Raw genomic sequence first — 17,926 nt, forward strand, 5'->3', positions numbered from 1 at the left:
ATACTACAATTAAAAATCACAAAAGAAAACGATTGCGTAAACTGTAATGGGCAAAAATGTCCTAACTAACTGATACACTTGAGTGAAATAATAAAAGAATTGATGGTAACTAATAGAAGAAGTGGCGGTTATTTCACCACCACGTTTAATTTAAGAAAGTGCTAATAGTTTTTGTCGACGCCAAAACAATAAACGATGTTTCGCTGCCAGTTTCTGAGGCTGATGTTGCGCGCTAAGCCTTTTCGCCACCCTATTTGCAATGATTTCTACCGCAAAGCACATCACAAAATAAATAAATGCGACGAATAAGAAAACTTCAAGAGGATAAACCATTTCACGGTTATTCACTTGTGTCGCCAAAAATGACAGCTCAGCGACCCCAACAATATAAGCCAATGAGGTATCTTTAATTAATGCCACCCACTGGTTAATAAATGACGGAACCATCATACGTAAAGCCTGTGGTAATACGATATTCCACAATACCTGCCAGCGGCTAAACCCCAAGGACATCCCGGCTTGCCACTGCCCTTTACCTATCGCTAAAATACCCGCTTTCACGGCATGAGCCAAATATGCAGAGGTAATCAATGCCAATGCACATACAACTGTCGCTATCCCAGGAATTTCCGTGCCCAATAACATCGGCAACAAGAAATAGGTCCAAAAAATCAGCATAATTACTGGAATTGCACGGAAAAAACCTAATACTGCAGCGAATAGGTTAACCCAAAAACCTCGCAGCATGGCTAATGCAATCCCCCCCAATGTACCTAATACAATAGAAGCTGCACCTGCAAGCAAGCTAATGACTAACGTCAGTGCTGCGCCTTCTAATGGGCCATCCGGGAAAGTGCCAAATAACAAATATTGCCAGTTCTGCTCAATAATCGAAAAATCCATCTTATACCCCCTGAGCCAAATTACGCTGCTGGCGCCACTGGCCCCAACCTTCCATCACTGCAATAATGGCAATATACAAAACGGTTGCCACGCCAAAGGCTGCGAAGGTTTGTAATGTCTGGCTATCTACTTGGCGAGAAACATAAGACAGTTCCGCTACACCTATTGCCATTGTTAATGATGAATTTTTCACCACATTCATATATTGGCCTAGTAGCGGAGGCATAGCGATTTTTACTGCTTGCGGTAATACCACCAGTTTCATGGCCTGCCATGAAGTTAGCCCTAAAGCAAATGCCGCATATTTTTGCCCCTGACGAACACCACGGATCCCAGCTCGTATTTCTTCAGCAATAAATGGTACGGTATACAGGGTCAAACCAATAAAGCCCGCTAAAAATTCAAATGACGGCCAACCCACTGTTATTCCAAGTAAATGGATTTCATGGGGGGTATTGAGCCACTCCATCGCAGCAGTAGGTAAAATTTCACCGGAAGCGAAGTACCAAAAGAATAACTGCACCAACAAAGGTGTATTTCTGAAAATAGAGATATAGATACTCACGGTCCAACGCACAGGAGCAATTTGGCTATCCTTTGCTGATGCAACGATAAAACCCAATACAGTGGCTGCAACAATGGTACAAATCGAGATCCAAACAGTGATCAAAAAGCCGTAGCCAAACCACTCTAGATACTGCGGCGCTAGTAAATGAGCAGACCAAAAATCACCATTTAAAAATTTTTCAAACATTGTTCACGACCTATTGCCTTCACCGCTTGTGATTAAAAACTCATCCCTTATAACCAAGAACCCCACACAGAGTGCGGGGCTTCAACTCACTGAGTACTTACTGTTACCCATTAAGACTGTGGCTGTTGCTCACTCAGTGGCGCGAATTTAAAGTCTCCGCGTGGTTGTGCTGCTTTAGTATCTGGCCCAAACCAACGGTTATAGATCACCTCGGCTTTACCGTCTTTTTCCAGTTTCAGCAGTGTTTCGTTGACGTTTTCAACCAAACGAGTTTCACCTTTGCTTGCTGCCAATGCTTGGTATTCTTTTGTTAGGCTAAATGGAGAGATTTCAAAGTCTGCCTTCACTTTTTCAGGTAAATTACCTAGTAAGCCAACCAATTTGGCATCATCTTGAGTGATAGCTTGAACGTTACCATTACGCAGTGCCGCGAACGCTTGCGGGGTATCGTCATAAGAAATCACTTTTGTGTCAGGGAAACGTTCACGTAAAGTGACTTCCTGCACAGTGCCTTTATCTGCGCCAATACGCAGTGGTTTGATGTCATCAGGTGTTTTTAATACGCCTTTACGGGCAATAAATTTTTGGCCTGTCGCAAAATCAGGAATAGAAAAATCAACTTGTTTTGCGCGTTCATCTGTAATGGTGAAGTTAGCACCGATTAGGTCAACTTTACCTGAAGTCAGGAGTGGAATACGGTTTGCTGGGTTAGTGGGGCGAAGCTCTAGTTTCACACCTAGGCTATTTGCTATTTCTTGTGCAATATCAATATCATAACCCGCTAATTTTTTAGTTTGTGGGTCAATAAAACCAAATGGTGGGTTACTATCAAATACCGAAATACGGATCACACCCGCTTGTTTGATATCATCTAATTTATCTGCGCTAGCGACATTCGCTGTCAGCGCTAAACCTGTAAGTAAAACAGTCGTTAGAATACGAGCTTTCATTGAACACCCCTGACGGTAAATTTTTGTAAATCGACCATCACAAGCTATCAACTATTGCTTAGCACTTGAAATAATATTAAATAATATATTTATATCAAAATGAAATATAAGACCAAACAAAAAAGGGCCACCTTGATAACAAAGTGCCCCAAACATGGTTAAACCATCAATAGACTCTTATTGAGCAAGAAGAAAGTCGGTAGAAGAACGTGTTAGAGTATTCATCGTAATAAATAGGCTATCGAATACATTAACCTCATTCATCAATACTCTAAATTGTTCGTGTTGTGGCTAGCCGAGCGAAGCCAACACCGCCACAGCACGAAATATGACGAGCATTTAATCGTCTTTAGTCAACATTTTTTCGAGACTATCTCCCCCCACATGGCGGAAATCTTGCCCCTTCACATAGTAGAAAATAAACTCACAGATATTTTGGCAACGGTCGCCGATACGCTCAATTGAACGAGCGCAGAACAGTGCTGTTAATACACTCGGGATCGTCCGTGGGTCTTCCATCATATAAGTCATCAATTGGCGCACGATGCCCTCATACTCTTGGTCAACTTTCTCATCTTCACGATAGATACGAATAGCTTCTTCGAGATCCATTCGTGCGAATGCATCTAATACATCATGTAGCATTTGTACTGTGTGACGGCCTAATGATTCTAAACTCACTAACAGAGGCTGATGTTGATGAGAGAATTTTTCCAATGCGGTTTGGCAAATTTTGTCCGCAACATCACCGATTCTTTCCAGCTCAGCAATGGTTTTTGAAATCGCCATAATCAGGCGCAAATCACTCGCTGTTGGTTGGCGCTTCGCGATGATTTTAACGCATTCTTCATCAATGGCCACTTCCATCATATTGACTTTATGGTCATTTTCGATAACTTCACGCGCTAGGGCTTCATCCTGATTATGCATGGCAGTAATGGCTTTGGTAAGCTGCTCTTCGACCAGTCCTCCCATCGTCATCAATTCAGTATGGATATGTTCCAGTTCAGCATTGAACTGCCCCGATATATGTTTGTTGTGATTCAGCGTATCCATCGTCGGCTCCATATCAACCGTAGCGGCCAGTAATATAATCTTCAGTTTGCTTCATTTCTGGGGTAGTAAACATTTTGTCAGTATGATTAAACTCGACTAACTCCCCTAGATACATGAAAGCCGTATAGTCAGAACAGCGTGCTGCTTGTTGCATATTATGGGTAACAATAACCACGGTGTATTCTGACTTTAATTCACTAATCAGTTCTTCAATTCGACCGGTTGAAATTGGGTCAAGGGCAGAACAAGGCTCATCCAACAATAAAACCTCTGGGCGAATAGCAATACCACGAGCAATACAGAGACGCTGTTGCTGCCCACCCGACAAGCTATAACCACTTTGGTGTAGCTTATCTTTGGTTTCATTCCATAATGCAGCCTTTGTTAACGCCCACTGCACGCGTTCGTCCATTTCCACACGGGATAACTTTTCAAATAAACGCACACCAAATGCAATATTATCGTAGATTGACATCGGAAATGGTGTTGGTTTTTGGAATACCATACCGACTTTTGCACGTAACAGCGCGATATCTTGTTTATCAGTCAGGATATTTTGGCCATCCAGTAAAATTTCACCTTCTGCGCGCTGCTCGCCATACAGTTCATACATTTTATTGAAGGTACGCAATAGTGTCGATTTACCACAGCCTGATGGGCCGATAAACGCAGTTACTTTATTTTTTTCAATGTCTAAAGAGATATTTTTCAGTGCGTGAAACTTGCCATAATAGAAGTTGAGGTCACGGACTTTAATTTTACTGTTTGCAATATCGTTTGCATTAATCATGGTTTGCTTTTCTCTCTAAATCTTTATTTATCTGGTGCTTAGTGTTTTTTCTGTGCGAACACAACACGTGCAATGATGTTAATGAGCAGGACACATAGGGTAATTAACAGAACCCCTGCCCATGCAAGCTCTTGCCATTCAGAGAACGGGCTCATTGCAAATTTGAAGATTGTCACTGGTAAGTTGGCGATGGGTTCGCTCATATCTGTACTCCAGAACTGATTTGACAGTGAAGTAAACAGAAGCGGTGCGGTTTCCCCTGCTATACGCGCAATTGCAAGTAAGATCCCAGTGATAATCCCTGACACCGACGCTTTTAACGTAATAGATAAAATCATTTTCCATTTTGGTGTGCCAAGTGCATAAGCGGCTTCACGCAAGCTATCTGGAACTAGTTTCAACATGTTTTCAGTGGTTCGGATAACAATTGGAATTTGCAGCAATGCAAGCGCCACAACCCCAGCCCAACCCGAGAAGTGCTGCATTTGAGCAACCACAATGGTGTACACAAACAACCCGACAACGATAGATGGAGCTGATAATAAAATGTCATTAATAAAGCGGGTAACTGAAGCTAACCATGACTTACGGCCATACTCTGCTAAATAAATTCCCGCTAAAATCCCTAAAGGCGTACCAATAACTGTCGCCCATAAGATTAATAAACCACTTCCTACGATGGCATTTGCCAGCCCGCCACCTTCCGTATTCGGTGGTGGAGTCATTTCAGTAAACAGATTGAGGGACATGCCATCAATCCCTTTAGTGACAGTAGAAAACAAAATCCACACTAACCAGAACAAGCCGAAAGCCATGGTTAACATTGAAACAAATAGAGCCATTCTGTTAACTTGGCGGCGCCACGCTTGACGGCGTGCTCGTTCTTTTTCATTCACTGCGATAGGTTGAGATATCGACATATTAACGGCCCTCATTCTTCGCAAGACGCATGACCATCAACTTGGAAATTGCTAACACAATGAAAGTGATAACAAACAGGATAAGTCCAAGCTCCATCAAGGCCGAGGTATGTAAACCGCTCTCTGCTTCCGCAAACTCATTTGCGAGTGCCGAGGTGATACTGTTACCAGGCATAAACAGTGATGCGCTATCAAGTTGGTAAGTATTACCAATCACGAAAGTCACCGCCATGGTTTCACCCAGCGCACGACCAAGGCCTAACATCACACCACCAATGACCCCATTACGGGTATACGGCAACACGATATTCCAAATCACTTCCCATGTTGTACAGCCAATCCCGTAGGCTGACTCTTTCATCATCACAGGTGTTTGTTCAAATACATCGCGCATCACTGACGCAATATAAGGAATAATCATAATCGCGAGGATAATCCCCGCTGCTAAAATACCGATCCCGAATGCAGGCCCCGAAAATAATTCACCGACAATCGGCACACTCGACATCACATTACCAACTGGTTCTTGGAAATATTCGGCAAACAGAGGTGCAAAGACAAATAACCCCCACATCCCATAAACAATACTTGGGATAGCAGCAAGAAGTTCAATCGCGATACCAAGAGGACGTTTTAACCAATTAGGCGCCAGCTCTGTTAGGAATAACGCTATACCAAAACTAACGGGAACGGCGATAATCAGAGCGATTAACGATGTAACGATAGTGCCGTAAATAGGCACAAGGGCACCGAATTCTTCCGCTGGAGCATCCCACTCTTTGGTCCATAAAAACGAAAACCCAAACTTTTGCATACTTGGCCAAGATGCAAAAATAAGGGAGATAATAATGCCTCCGAGCATTAACAAAGTGATGAGCGCGGCAATCTTTACCAGTGCACTAAAAATCACATCACCTGATTTGCTGGGAGCTCTAAATGCCGTTGTTTTCTCGGCCATGCGCTTTGTTCTCATTTCATTCCTGCTCTTTTTCACAGGATTGCGTTACAACGATGAGCGGGTAAGCCCTGTTCCTCAGCACTTACCCGCCATTTCCAACCCTAAGTGCACTTAGAAAACCTAAGCTCACCTAGAATAATGCTTTACCTTGGCTATCTTTAACTTCTGTTTTCCATGCTGCACGTACTGCGGTCACGACTTCTTGAGGTAGAATTGCGTAATCTAATGCTTCCGCTTGTTTACCACCTTTATCATAAGCCCAGTTGAAGAAGTCAAGAACTGCTTTGCCTTTTTCCGCATTCGCTTGCTGCTTGTGAACTAAGATGAATGTGGTTGAAGTAATCGGCCATGCATTCGCGCCATCACGGTTTGTTAAATCTTGAGCAAAAGATTTAGACCAGTCAACTTTCTTCGCTGCTGCACTGAAGCTTTCACCCGTTGGTGAAACCGCTTCGCCATCGGCAGAGATTAATTTAGTATACGCAAGGTTGTTCTGTTTTGCGTAAGCATATTCAACATAACCGATAGAACCTGGTAGACGCTGTACGAAAGCGGCAACGCCATCATTTCCTTTACCGCCTACGCTATTTTTCGGCCAATTAACGGTTGAACCTGCACCAACGTCTGATTTCCAGCTTGCGCTGACTTTAGCAAGGTAGCTCGTGAATACGAACGTGGTACCCGAACCGTCAGAACGTCTAACGACTGCGATAGCTTGGTCTGGCAAGCTAACATTTGGGTTCAATTTAGCGATTGCTGGGTCATTCCATTTAGTGATTTTGCCTAAATAGATGTCACCTAATGTGTTGCCATCTAAAGTCAGTTGCCCTGACTCAATACCTTTTACATTGACAGCCAGTACCACACCACCGATAACAGTAGGGAATTGGAACAAGCCATCCTCTTTTAATTTTTCATCAGTCAATGGGGCATCGGATGCACCGAAATCAACTGTTTTTGCATTAATTTGTTTGACACCACCAGAAGAACCAATCCCCTGATAGTTTACTTTATTAGCTGTTTCTTTCTGATAAGAGTCTGCCCACTTCGCATAAACAGGAGCAGGAAAGGTCGCGCCAGCTCCGGTCAGGCTGGTAGCAGCAAAAGAAGACATTGCGGTCAGAGATAAAGTTGCTGCCATTACGCTTGCTAAGGTGGTACGCGTCATTTTCATAATCCCTCCGGGGATGTATAGAAACAATCAAGTATAAAATTGTTGGGTGTATGTCACGGTAGGAAAAATAGGACAATTTAGTTACGACAACATGTCGTTTTTATGACAGTTTTATGACAATTGCTGATTTTTTCACTGGAGAGAAAACAAAAACGAAGGGAAGTGAATATTTATATTATAAAATTCAAATAGTTAAAAAATTTCAGTTTCAACATTGATACCAAAAAGAAAAATGACAGACTGTCATAAAAGCGAAAAATTTTTTTATCCTGCAACCATAAAATAATACTCAAAACAATTTGTGTTGCAGCCAACAACGCTGCGGCGCAAAGTGTGAAGAGTAGAAAGATAGCTCTAAATAGTTCAAGTTGTAGGTAGGCGCCAAACGAAGATATCCCTAGGAGCATACACAAGTATGTGACTAGGGTAGTTGAGTGTAGGCAACACCCCTACAGCTTGAAATATGACGAGATATCAGTCTTCTTTTTCTTTAAGAGGGAGAAGAGCCCTAATCGCAAACCCACCACGCTCACTCTTATGGATCTCAATACTCCCTTCGTGGGCATCAACAATTCGGCGAATAATTGCCAGTCCTAGCCCTGTTCCTTTGTTGCTACGGGCTTTTTCACCTTGCACAAATGGCTGGAACAGACGATGAATATCTTCTTCTTTGATACCTGCTCCGTCATCTTCGACTTGGAACCAAACTGAGTCTTCCGTTTTACCACTACTGACCTTGATCCAGCCATTACCATAGCGGTAGGCATTAACAATCATATTGGTAATCGCGCGTTTAATTGCTAATGGGTTACCATTAACAATCATTGAGCCAGGCTCAAGTGCGGTTTCAATTTCGCCTACGACGTTACTTTCTGAGTTCACTGCTTCCATCAAGATAGCGTTAAGGTCACAGAATTCCATATCCATTTCTTGACCCGTTTTCAGGTAAGACATGAATTGGCCGATGATCGCATCACACTCTTCAATATCTTTATTAATGGATTCTGCCAGGTAGCTATCTTCTGGGCTCATCATTTCTGTTGCTAAACGAATACGGGTTAAGGGGGTTCTTAGGTCATGGCTTACCCCTGCCATTAAGACAGTTCGGTCATTTTCTAAGGTTTTAATTCCTGCTGCCATGTGGTTAAAAGACCGAATAGCGGCCCTGACCTCGGTGGCACCTTTTTCCTGCATTGGGGGTAAGACAAACCCCTTACCAACTTCTCCGGCGTGGTATTCTAATTCAAGTAATGGCTTGTTTTGGTAGCGTATATACAACCATACCCCCGCAAAAATGGTGAGAAAAATCGTTAATGTATAGCGAAAAACAAGGGAGAACTGGTTTTGCCCAATTTCAGTCAGTGGAACTCGCACCCAAATATCAGGTGCAAGATAAGACGTTAACCATAGAATGGGGTACTCTCGGCCTAATTCGAGGTGAACACTTGCCTTGCCACCAATATATTCCGACATATGTTCGCTTAGGAAATCATACTCTTTTGCCCAATTCAGCCCTTCTTCCATCGCTGCTGAGTGTGCATAAAAGGTGATCCCTAATTCATTGTAGATTTTCTTACGCAACGCGGGAGATACACGCACTGAGGTTCCATCTTGTAGGACCATTTTCTCTGTCATTAATGTTCTTACTTCGTATGCCAGCACCTTATTGAATTGTTGTAAGCTAGGCATCACAACAAAATTCAACACAACCATATAGCTGGTTACGAGGCTCGCAAACAGTAAGGCTACAAATAAAAATAACGAGCGAGAAAATGTACTACGCCTTGAGAACCTCAGTCGCTTCATGCTTTACTTCCATCAGGAACAAACACATAACCCAATCCCCAAACCGTCTGAATATAACGAGGATGTGCTGGGTCTTCTTCAACCATGCGACGCAAACGTGAGATCTGAACATCAATAGAACGTTCCATCGCACTGTATTCACGGCCTCGCGCTAAGCTCATTAGCTTGTCACGCGACAACGGTTCCCTTGGATAAGAAACCAATACTTTTAACACCGCGAATTCACCGCTAGTTAACGGCATATTTTCATCACCTTGAAACATTTCTCGCGTCCCAAGATTTAATTTGAATTTACCAAAGGTAATTATCGCATCATCTTGAGATGGCGCGCCCGGTAATTCATTAGCTTGACGACGTAATACCGCACGAATACGAGCTAGCAATTCCCGTGGATTAAAAGGTTTTGGAATATAGTCGTCCGCACCGATTTCTAAGCCAACGATACGATCCACTTCTTCGCCTTTCGCTGTCACCATAATAATTGGAATTGGGTTATTTTGACTACGTAAGCGACGACAAATTGATAAGCCATCTTCGCCCGGCAGCATTAAATCTAAGACGATCAAGTGAATAGATTCCCTCGTCAGGATTCTGTCCATCTGTTCAGCGTTTGCAGCACTTCTTACCTGAAAACCCTGCTCAGTGAGGTAGCGTTCCAGCAGCGCACGTAAACGCATATCATCATCGACGACAAGAACCTTATAACTTTCCTGCATTTTGTAGCCCTCAAGATGTGCATCTTTCAAATTATTTTTTTAATGAATGTAAGTAAAACAATATTAATGCTCACTAATTTACCACTAACATGGGATTTAATGAATCATTTTACACTTCAGACGGTTAGTGGCTTGTAGCTTATTTCTAATACAAAATAAGTCACCTGCCCTCCCGGCGTATTTACTGTTATTTCATCATCAACCTGTTTACCTATCAAGGCTCGCGCTACGGGAGAATCAATTGAAATCCATTGTTTCGTAGGGTTGAATTCATCAGCACCGACGATACGGAATATTCTGATATTTTCATTTTCATCTTCTAGTTTAACCCATGCGCCAAAAAACACACGGCCTTCTTGGCGAGGATCAGGCTCGATAATCCTTAACTGATCTAACCTTTTAGATAAAAAACGGATGCGTCTATCAATTTCACGCAACCTTTTTTTGCCGTAAATATATTCTGCATTTTCTGAGCGATCCCCTTGAGCTGCGGCCTCTGAAACAGATTGAGTTACCCGAGGGCGTTCATCCTTCCACAGGTATTTCAATTCTTTATCTAACGCATCCCAACCTTCACGTGTAATTAAAAGACTTTTAGTCATAACCTTCAAATATTAGCCAATGGAGCCCATAATTATAATATTTTATAGAACATAATCTGAGACTTTCCTACCAATAGGCTCAAATTCAGTCTGGAAATTCTCGTTACCACCAAGTATAACAGTGCAATAAATTTTTAACTGTTCTTCCAGTAGGTATTTAAACAGTAGGTATTGAAACTCGACATGAATGAAACTCTAAGCCAAATTATTGCAGCGGAACTGCAAGCCCAGCCGAAACAAGTTTTTTCTGCCATCACGCTATTAGATGAAGGAAATACTGTCCCGTTTATTGCGCGTTACCGTAAAGAGGTTACCGGTGGGTTGGACGATACTCAGCTTCGCCAGCTAGAAAGCCGTTTAGGGTACTTGCGCGAATTGAATGACCGTAAGCAAACCATCCTCAAGTCGATAGAAGAACAAGGTAAATTGACACCAGAGCTTGCCTCCGCTATCAACACAACGCTCAATAAAACCGAGCTTGAAGACCTGTATCTTCCTTATAAACCAAAACGTCGCACCCGCGGGCAAATTGCTATTGAAGCAGGGCTCGAGCCTTTAGCGGATACCCTGTGGAATGACCCAAGCCAGTCACCTGATGAACTCGCAAAAACCTATATCGATGCAGATAAAGGTGTGGCGGATGTTAAAGCCGCTTTAGATGGTGCTCGCTATATCCTTATGGAGCGTTTCGCCGAAGATGCAGCTCTTTTAGCGAAAGTTCGCGACTACATTTGGAAAAATGCCCACCTTGTTTCTGTTGTTGCTGAAGGTAAGCAAGAAGAAGGGGTAAAATTTAGTGACTACTTTGAACATCACGAACCCGTTGCTCAGGTTCCTTCTCACCGAGCCCTTGCAATGTTCCGTGGTCGTAACGAAGGGATTTTACAGCTTTCATTAAACTGCGACCCTCAGTTTGATGAACCACCAAAAGAAAGTTACTGCGAAGAAATTATCACCCGCCATTTAGATATTCGTTTAAATAATGCTCCTGCTGACCAATGGCGTAAAGCCGTGATCAGCTGGACATGGCGTGTCAAAGTATTACTGCACTTAGAAACAGAAGTCATGAGCTCACTGCGCGAAAAAGCTGAAGAGGAAGCTATTAACGTCTTTGCTCGTAACCTCAGTGACTTACTGATGGCGGCTCCAGCGGGAATGCGTGCCACCATGGGCTTAGACCCTGGCTTGCGTACTGGCGTGAAAGTTGCTGTCGTGGATGCAACAGGTAAATTAATTGCAACGGATACGATTTATCCACATACCGGACAAGCCGCAAAATCGGCAACCATCGTTGCGGCACTTTGCCAAAAACATAACGTCGAATTAGTGGCCATTGGTAACGGTACAGCTTCTCGTGAAACGGAACGTTTCTTTGCTGAAGTCCAAAAACAGTACCCTGAAGTCACTGCGCAGAAAGTTATTGTCAGCGAAGCTGGCGCTTCTGTTTATTCCGCTTCTGAACTTGCGGCTTTGGAATTCCCAAGCTTAGATGTGTCTTTACGTGGTGCCGTATCTATTGCTCGTCGCCTACAAGACCCACTGGCTGAATTAGTGAAAATTGACCCAAAATCCATTGGGGTTGGCCAATATCAGCATGATGTCAGCCAAACACAATTAGCGCGTAAACTCGATGCAGTTGTCGAAGACTGTGTAAACTCCGTTGGTGTTGACTTGAATACCGCTTCCGTTGCCTTACTGACTCGCGTTGCCGGTTTAAGCAAAATGATTGCGCAAAACGTGGTGGATTGGCGCGACCAGAATGGCCAATTTAGTGATAGAAAACAGTTGCTCAAAGTTGCACGCCTTGGGCCAAAAGCCTTTGAACAGTGTGCGGGCTTCTTGCGTATCACCAATGGTGAAAACCCGTTAGATGCTTCTACTGTTCACCCTGAAGCTTACCCGATTGTTGAAAAAATTCTTGAGTCTGTCCGCCAGCCACTCAAAGAAATTATGGGCAACTCACAAGTGCTTAATACCTTGAGCCCACGTGACTTTACCACTGAGCAATTCGGGGTTCCAACTGTCACCGATATCATTAAAGAACTGGAAAAACCGGGTCGTGACCCACGCCCTGAGTTTAAAACTGCCACCTTTGCCGAAGGTGTAGAAACCATGAAAGACTTGACTTCTGGCATGATCTTAGAAGGCGCAGTCACCAATGTGACCAACTTCGGCGCTTTTGTGGATATTGGTGTTCACCAAGACGGTTTAGTTCATATTTCTTCACTTTCAAATAGTTATGTCGAAGACCCACACAAGGTAGTAAAAGCGGGCGACATTGTGAAAGTCAAAGTGTTAGATGTGGATATTGCACGCAAACGTATTGCGTTAACGATGCGTTTAGATGAACAAGCGGGTGATTCTAACAGCGCCCCTCGCCGTGCAGCCCCTGAACAGGACAAAAATGCGCGTAAGGCGCCTCAATCAAGAGGTAACTCACGCCAAAACAGCGCATCTTCAGGTAACAGCGCCATGAGTGATGCCCTTGCCGCGGCATTCGGTAAGAAACGTTAACTTTCTTTATGGGCATCGCAATGTACCTATTGTGATGCCCATTTCAATAAATAATGCTGTGATTGATTAGTTCAAACAATATATTGGGTATAATTCAGCCATCTCCCCTTCACTGACTCCACCATTAATTTCGCTAGCGGAACACCGTAAACTCAATGCTTCGTTGATCCATATCAAGTCAAATTGACGAAAAAAGAGGCTAAATATAACAAAAGGTGGATGATTATGATTCTCATTGTTAATTAGATTTATTTTTGTTTGGCGACTTTATTACCTGAGCAATTGCACTCTTTAACAATTGTCATCGATATCATTATTAATTAAATGATTAGGAAGACACTATGGCAATACTTCCTCAATGCAGTTACAAAATACTTGGCTTCTCTCCAGAGATTAGTCCTGCATACCGACAAAAACTGCTCTCACTTGGTTTACTTCCGGGTTCTGTCTTTAAAGTGGTGCGCTTAGCGCCTTTTGGTGATCCTGTTCAAATAGAAACTCATCGTGTCAGCTTAGTGCTACGCAAAAAGGATCTTGCCCTACTCAACTTAGATGAAGCGACCACCGCTTAAGTATTTCTTTTTTTATTATTGGCAAACACTATGAAACGATTAACGATCGGCTTAATTGGTAACCCCAATGCAGGCAAAACGACCTTATTCAACCAGCTCACAGGGTCAAGGCAGCGGGTCGGTAACTGGGCGGGGGTCACTGTTGAACGAAAAGTGGGCCGCTTCCATACAGATGACCACAAAATCGAACTTGTTGACCTACCCGGCACCTATTCTCTGACCACTATTTCTGAGCAAACCTCTCTTGACGAACAAATCGCCTGCTACTTTATTTTAAGTGGTGAGGCAGACATGCTCATTAATGTTGTCGATGCGTCTAATTTAGAGCGTAACCTCTACCTGACATTGCAATTAGTCGAGTTAGGCGTTCCATGTATTGTCGCCTTGAATATGTTGGATATCGCTCAAAGCCAACATATTGATATTAATATAGCTGAATTAGAAAAACAGCTCGGCTGCCCTGTGATCCCAATGGTTTCAACTCGAGCAACCGGTATCGATAAACTGAAAAAAGCCATTGATACACATCCACAAAATAGCCAGCAAGCCCTTGTGGAATATCCAGCACAGTTATTGCAAGCTGTAGACTCACTATCTGAACAAATTTCAGCACAACAATTTAGCCACCAGCAGCGCCGCTGGTTAGCATTACAGATCCTCGAAGGGGACATATATAGCCGCCAACGCGCAGAAATATCTGAAGGACAATTGCTGGCGATACGCCAAACACTGAAAGAAGGCTTAAACGAAGAACCTGAATTACTCATTGCCGACGCACGTTATCAATCTATTGCGACCATTTGCAATGCTGCGATTAACAATAGTGCCGCTGAACCAAATCGACTAACACAATCACTGGATAAATTTATTCTGAGCCGTTGGCTCGGCGTACCTATTTTCTTGTTTGTGATGTATTTGATGTTCGTTTTAGCCATCAACATCGGTGGCGCCTTACAACCCTTCTTTGAAGGTGCGTCAGAAGCGATATTTATTCATGGTATTCAGTGGGTTGGTGCCTACTTTAGCTTCCCTGATTGGCTAACTATTTTCCTTGCCCAAGGTGTTGGTGGCGGTATTAACACGGTTTTACCGTTAGTGCCACAAATTGGGATGATGTATCTGTTTCTTTCAATACTGGAAGATTCTGGCTATATGGCGCGAGCCGCTTTCGTGATGGACCGCCTCATGCAAGCCTTAGGTTTACCGGGTAAATCTTTCGTTCCTTTGATTGTCGGTTTTGGCTGTAACGTACCGTCAATTATGGGTGCACGCACGCTCGACGCACCGCGCGAAAGGCTAATTACGGTCTTAATGGCACCATTTATGTCTTGTGGTGCAAGATTGGCTATTTTCGCCGTTTTTGCTGCCGCTTTCTTCGGCAAAAATGGGGCGAGCGTGGTCTTTTCACTCTATATTTTAGGGATTGTTGTCGCTATCTTAACTGGGTTACTACTAAAACATACTCTAATGCGTGGCGAAGCTTCTCCGTTTATCATGGAACTTCCGGTTTACCATGTGCCACATATCAAAACACTGCTGATTCAAACATGGCAGCGCCTAAAAGGCTTCGTGGTACGTGCAGGTAAAGTCATCATCGTTGCCAGTATCTTTATTGGCGCATTAAATAGCTTCTCTTTCTCTGGTAAACCTGTTGATAATATAAATGATTCCGCACTGGCTTCTGTCAGTAAAGTGATAACCCCTGCTTTACAGCCTATCGGTGTTCATGCAGATAACTGGCAAGCAACTGTTGGGTTGATTACCGGGGCGATGGCCAAAGAAGTGGTAGTGGGAACACTAAATACCCTGTATACCGCTGAAGCCATTACTTCTGAGCCGTTCGATGCAGAATCTTTCAATTTATGGGAAGAACTGGGAGATGCGGTTTCTGAAACTTGGGATAGCTTAAAAGAGACCTTTACCTTAAGCGCGTTATCGAACCCTATCGAAGCCAGTAAAGGCGATGGAGAAATGGAATCCGGCTCAATGGGTACCATGGCAGCGAAATTTGGTTCAGGAATTGCAGCCTATAGCTACCTCATCTTCGTCTTACTGTATGTGCCTTGCGTCTCAGTAATGGGTGCTATTGCACGTGAAACCAATAAAAGTTGGATGAGCTTCTCCATTCTGTGGGGCTTAAATGTGGCTTATAGCCTTGCGGCTCTGTTTTACCAAGTTGCCACATTTAGCGAACACCCACAAAGCAGCTTGATTACTATAGCCGCGGTTGTTCTGTTCAACCTTGCCTTGTTCATATTCTTACGTCGCATGCGTAGCCGCGTAACCCTGAACATCAAGAACAGAACCGCAGAGCAATGTTCTGGCTGTTCAAATGATGCTTGCCACTAAGGAATAAAACGATGACTAGTTTGCTGCAAATAAGAGATTTAATCGCCTTATATGGGCAAGCTGACATCGCGCTACTCAGTGAGCAGCTAAATACACCGGCTCCATTAATTCAAGCGATGGTTGAGAAACTCGTTAGCTTAGAGAAAATTGAACAAGTTGATATCAGTGCTTGTTTAACAGGCAGTAGCTGTAAAGGCTGCCCTGAAAGCACTGATTGCACTCATTTTGTATATAAAATCAAATAATAGGCACACCACAAAAAAATCAGCCTCGAATTAGGCTGATTTTTTTATTTATTCCTCGATACGACTTTGAAAATCCAACAGGTATTCGCAAAACTCATCAGGATGAGAAATAAATGGTGCGTGAGCACTATTTCGAACAATGACAGATGGCGAATTAGGGTAAAGTTCATCTAAAATTGGCACTATTTTGCGCGGTACCAAGCCATCGAGATAACCATAAATACGCAAGAAAGGAATAGGTAACAGCTTTAATTCCTCGCGCAAATCTTCGGTGCGCAATGATTCAAGCCCTGCATTTAACGTTTCAACCGTTGGAATAGGCTGTTCGAGTACCACAGATTTCAAGGTTTTTGCGTCGTTTCTGGCGCTTTCTGTCCCTAATGTCTGCAATGCTAAAAAACGCTCGACTGTGCGATGAAAATCAGCCGAAAGTTGCTGCTCGAAACCTAATAAAACCTCTGGCCGGATCCCTGCCCAACCGTTTTCTTCGGCTTTAAAACACGGAGAGGAAGCAACCGTAATGAGCCCTTTAACTTCATAAGGATGGTCAAGCGCGATACGGCTTGCAACTAGCCCGCCAAGTGACCAACCAAGCCAAATCGCGTTTTTAGGTGCTTGTTCCCACAAAATATTCGCCATCGATTGAATATTCATGGGGGAAAAACCTTGGCTACGCCCATAGCCCGGCAGGTCAACCAAATGAACCCGAAAGTGCGAAGCGATTCGCGGAATAATTGTTTGCCAGACTTGGGCATTCAGCCCCCATCCGTGCAGCAACACAAGATCTTGTTTACCTTCACCAACGGTCTGCCAATATAACTTTGCCATCGTTACACTCTCTTCATTCATTTATTTGTCAATTCGTTTTAACGGGACGCTACTATGCTAACAATGGAAGGGGGCTGCTGGCTATGCCATCAATCACTAAAGTTACCTCATCAGGGCGTTTGTAGTTTTTGCCTCAAAGGACTGCCTAAAATGCCAACTTGCTGTTTACGTTGTGCTTTACCCTGTGAACAGCCGACCATGGAATGCGGACGCTGCCTAAAGAGCCCACCCCCATGGCAGAGAATTATCACTGTAACCCCCTACCAAGCCGCTTTACGCATGTTAATTCATCGTTTTAAATTTCAAAAACAACCTCAGCTTGCTTTTACTTTAGCACGTATCTTTGCATTATTTTGGCTCACAGGTTATCGCCAACAACAATGGCAAAAACCGGACTTAATCATCACCATTCCACTGCATCGTCGCCGTCTATGGTGGAGAGGATTTGACCACATGGCATTAATAGGCGAAAATTTGTCCAGATGGTTAAATATCCCCTATTCGCAAAATTCATTATCGCGTAGTCGTGCTACACTGGCACAGACTACACTAAAACGTGAGTATCGCCGAAACAACCTAAAGGGAGCATTTACCTTAAACGACTCTGTTTCAAACCTACATGTTGCTGTTATTGATGATGTTATTACAACAGGCTCTACCATGAATAGCGCAGCACAATTGTTGATTTGTGCGGGAGCGCATACTGTTGATGCATGGTCACTGTGTCGCACCTTGTAGGAAAGGGGTAAATGGGCGTATTATAACCAACTAAAGCAGTCAACTATTATT

The 17,926-nt window shown here is 43.4% G+C and carries 17 protein-coding genes; 5 read left to right on the forward strand and 12 right to left on the reverse strand.

Annotated elements, in window-relative coordinates; translation table 11 throughout:
- Positions 1-150 precede the first annotated feature (150 nt).
- The 11 genes from PSF67_RS06915 to greB all read right to left on the reverse strand — a co-directional run bounded on the left by PSF67_RS06915 (position 151) and on the right by greB (position 10,629).
- Positions 151-903: an amino acid ABC transporter permease gene (locus PSF67_RS06915; RefSeq protein ID WP_166266015.1), complete on the reverse strand. Its 753-nt coding sequence runs from the start codon at positions 901-903 to the stop codon at positions 151-153.
- Position 904: 1 nt separating this feature from the next.
- Positions 905-1,657 carry an amino acid ABC transporter permease gene (locus PSF67_RS06920; RefSeq protein WP_272676684.1) on the reverse strand — a complete coding sequence of 251 codons (753 nt, stop codon included), beginning with the start codon at positions 1,655-1,657 and terminating at the stop codon, positions 905-907.
- Between the two features lie 110 nt (positions 1,658-1,767).
- Positions 1,768-2,607, reverse strand: a complete 840-nt coding sequence (locus PSF67_RS06925) for an ABC transporter substrate-binding protein (protein ID WP_272676685.1) — start codon at positions 2,605-2,607, stop codon at positions 1,768-1,770.
- Between the two features lie 339 nt (positions 2,608-2,946).
- Entirely contained in the window at positions 2,947-3,663 is a 717-nt protein-coding gene (phoU, locus tag PSF67_RS06930; RefSeq protein WP_102138818.1) for a phosphate signaling complex protein PhoU, read from the reverse strand.
- A gap of 13 nt (positions 3,664-3,676) precedes the next feature.
- A complete protein-coding gene (gene pstB, locus PSF67_RS06935) occupies positions 3,677-4,453 on the reverse strand; it encodes a phosphate ABC transporter ATP-binding protein PstB (protein ID WP_004262838.1) in 777 nt (258 codons plus the stop codon).
- A 38-nt stretch (positions 4,454-4,491) separates the two neighbouring features.
- Positions 4,492-5,373, reverse strand: coding sequence for a phosphate ABC transporter permease PstA (gene pstA / locus PSF67_RS06940; protein WP_036958603.1), 882 nt, complete (start codon positions 5,371-5,373; stop codon positions 4,492-4,494).
- A gap of 1 nt (position 5,374) precedes the next feature.
- Positions 5,375-6,331, reverse strand: a complete 957-nt coding sequence (gene pstC / locus PSF67_RS06945) for a phosphate ABC transporter permease PstC (protein ID WP_004262847.1) — start codon at positions 6,329-6,331, stop codon at positions 5,375-5,377.
- Positions 6,332-6,461: 130 nt separating this feature from the next.
- Entirely contained in the window at positions 6,462-7,505 is a 1,044-nt protein-coding gene (gene pstS / locus PSF67_RS06950; protein ID WP_102138817.1) for a phosphate ABC transporter substrate-binding protein PstS, read from the reverse strand.
- A gap of 474 nt (positions 7,506-7,979) precedes the next feature.
- The gene (envZ, locus tag PSF67_RS06955; RefSeq protein ID WP_102138816.1) at positions 7,980-9,311 is read right to left on the reverse strand and encodes a two-component system sensor histidine kinase EnvZ; all 1,332 of its coding nucleotides are present in this window, start codon (positions 9,309-9,311) and stop codon (positions 7,980-7,982) included.
- Positions 9,308-10,027 carry an osmolarity response regulator transcription factor OmpR gene (gene ompR, locus PSF67_RS06960; protein WP_004266122.1) on the reverse strand — a complete coding sequence of 240 codons (720 nt, stop codon included), beginning with the start codon at positions 10,025-10,027 and terminating at the stop codon, positions 9,308-9,310. The genes envZ and ompR overlap by 4 nt, the downstream gene beginning before the upstream one ends.
- Positions 10,028-10,143: 116 nt before the next feature.
- A complete protein-coding gene (greB, locus tag PSF67_RS06965) occupies positions 10,144-10,629 on the reverse strand; it encodes a transcription elongation factor GreB (protein ID WP_102138815.1) in 486 nt (161 codons plus the stop codon).
- Positions 10,630-10,812: 183 nt separating this feature from the next.
- Here greB and PSF67_RS06970 point away from each other — a divergent pair, with 183 nt between their 5' ends.
- The 4 genes from PSF67_RS06970 (at position 10,813) to PSF67_RS06985 (ending at position 16,309) form a co-directional block, all read left to right on the forward strand.
- Positions 10,813-13,143, forward strand: a complete 2,331-nt coding sequence (locus PSF67_RS06970) for a Tex family protein (RefSeq protein WP_239978516.1) — start codon at positions 10,813-10,815, stop codon at positions 13,141-13,143.
- 341 nt (positions 13,144-13,484) lie between these two features.
- Positions 13,485-13,715 carry a ferrous iron transporter A gene (gene feoA / locus PSF67_RS06975; protein WP_004262866.1) on the forward strand — a complete coding sequence of 77 codons (231 nt, stop codon included), beginning with the start codon at positions 13,485-13,487 and terminating at the stop codon, positions 13,713-13,715.
- A gap of 30 nt (positions 13,716-13,745) precedes the next feature.
- Entirely contained in the window at positions 13,746-16,064 is a 2,319-nt protein-coding gene (gene feoB, locus PSF67_RS06980; protein WP_272676686.1) for a Fe(2+) transporter permease subunit FeoB, read from the forward strand.
- An 11-nt stretch (positions 16,065-16,075) separates the two neighbouring features.
- Positions 16,076-16,309: a FeoC-like transcriptional regulator gene (locus PSF67_RS06985; protein WP_102138812.1), complete on the forward strand. Its 234-nt coding sequence runs from the start codon at positions 16,076-16,078 to the stop codon at positions 16,307-16,309.
- 48 nt (positions 16,310-16,357) lie between these two features.
- Here PSF67_RS06985 and bioH read toward each other — a convergent pair whose 3' ends face one another.
- Positions 16,358-17,137, reverse strand: a complete 780-nt coding sequence (gene bioH / locus PSF67_RS06990) for a pimeloyl-ACP methyl ester esterase BioH (protein WP_102138811.1) — start codon at positions 17,135-17,137, stop codon at positions 16,358-16,360.
- A 54-nt stretch (positions 17,138-17,191) separates the two neighbouring features.
- Here bioH and PSF67_RS06995 point away from each other — a divergent pair, with 54 nt between their 5' ends.
- Complete coding sequence (locus PSF67_RS06995) at positions 17,192-17,875, forward strand: DNA utilization protein GntX (protein ID WP_166266030.1); 684 nt, start codon at positions 17,192-17,194, stop codon at positions 17,873-17,875.
- Positions 17,876-17,926: the final 51 nt, after the last annotated feature.

The organism is Providencia sp. PROV076 (assembly GCF_028483405.1).
GTDB classification, from domain to species: domain Bacteria; phylum Pseudomonadota; class Gammaproteobacteria; order Enterobacterales; family Enterobacteriaceae; genus Providencia; species Providencia huaxiensis.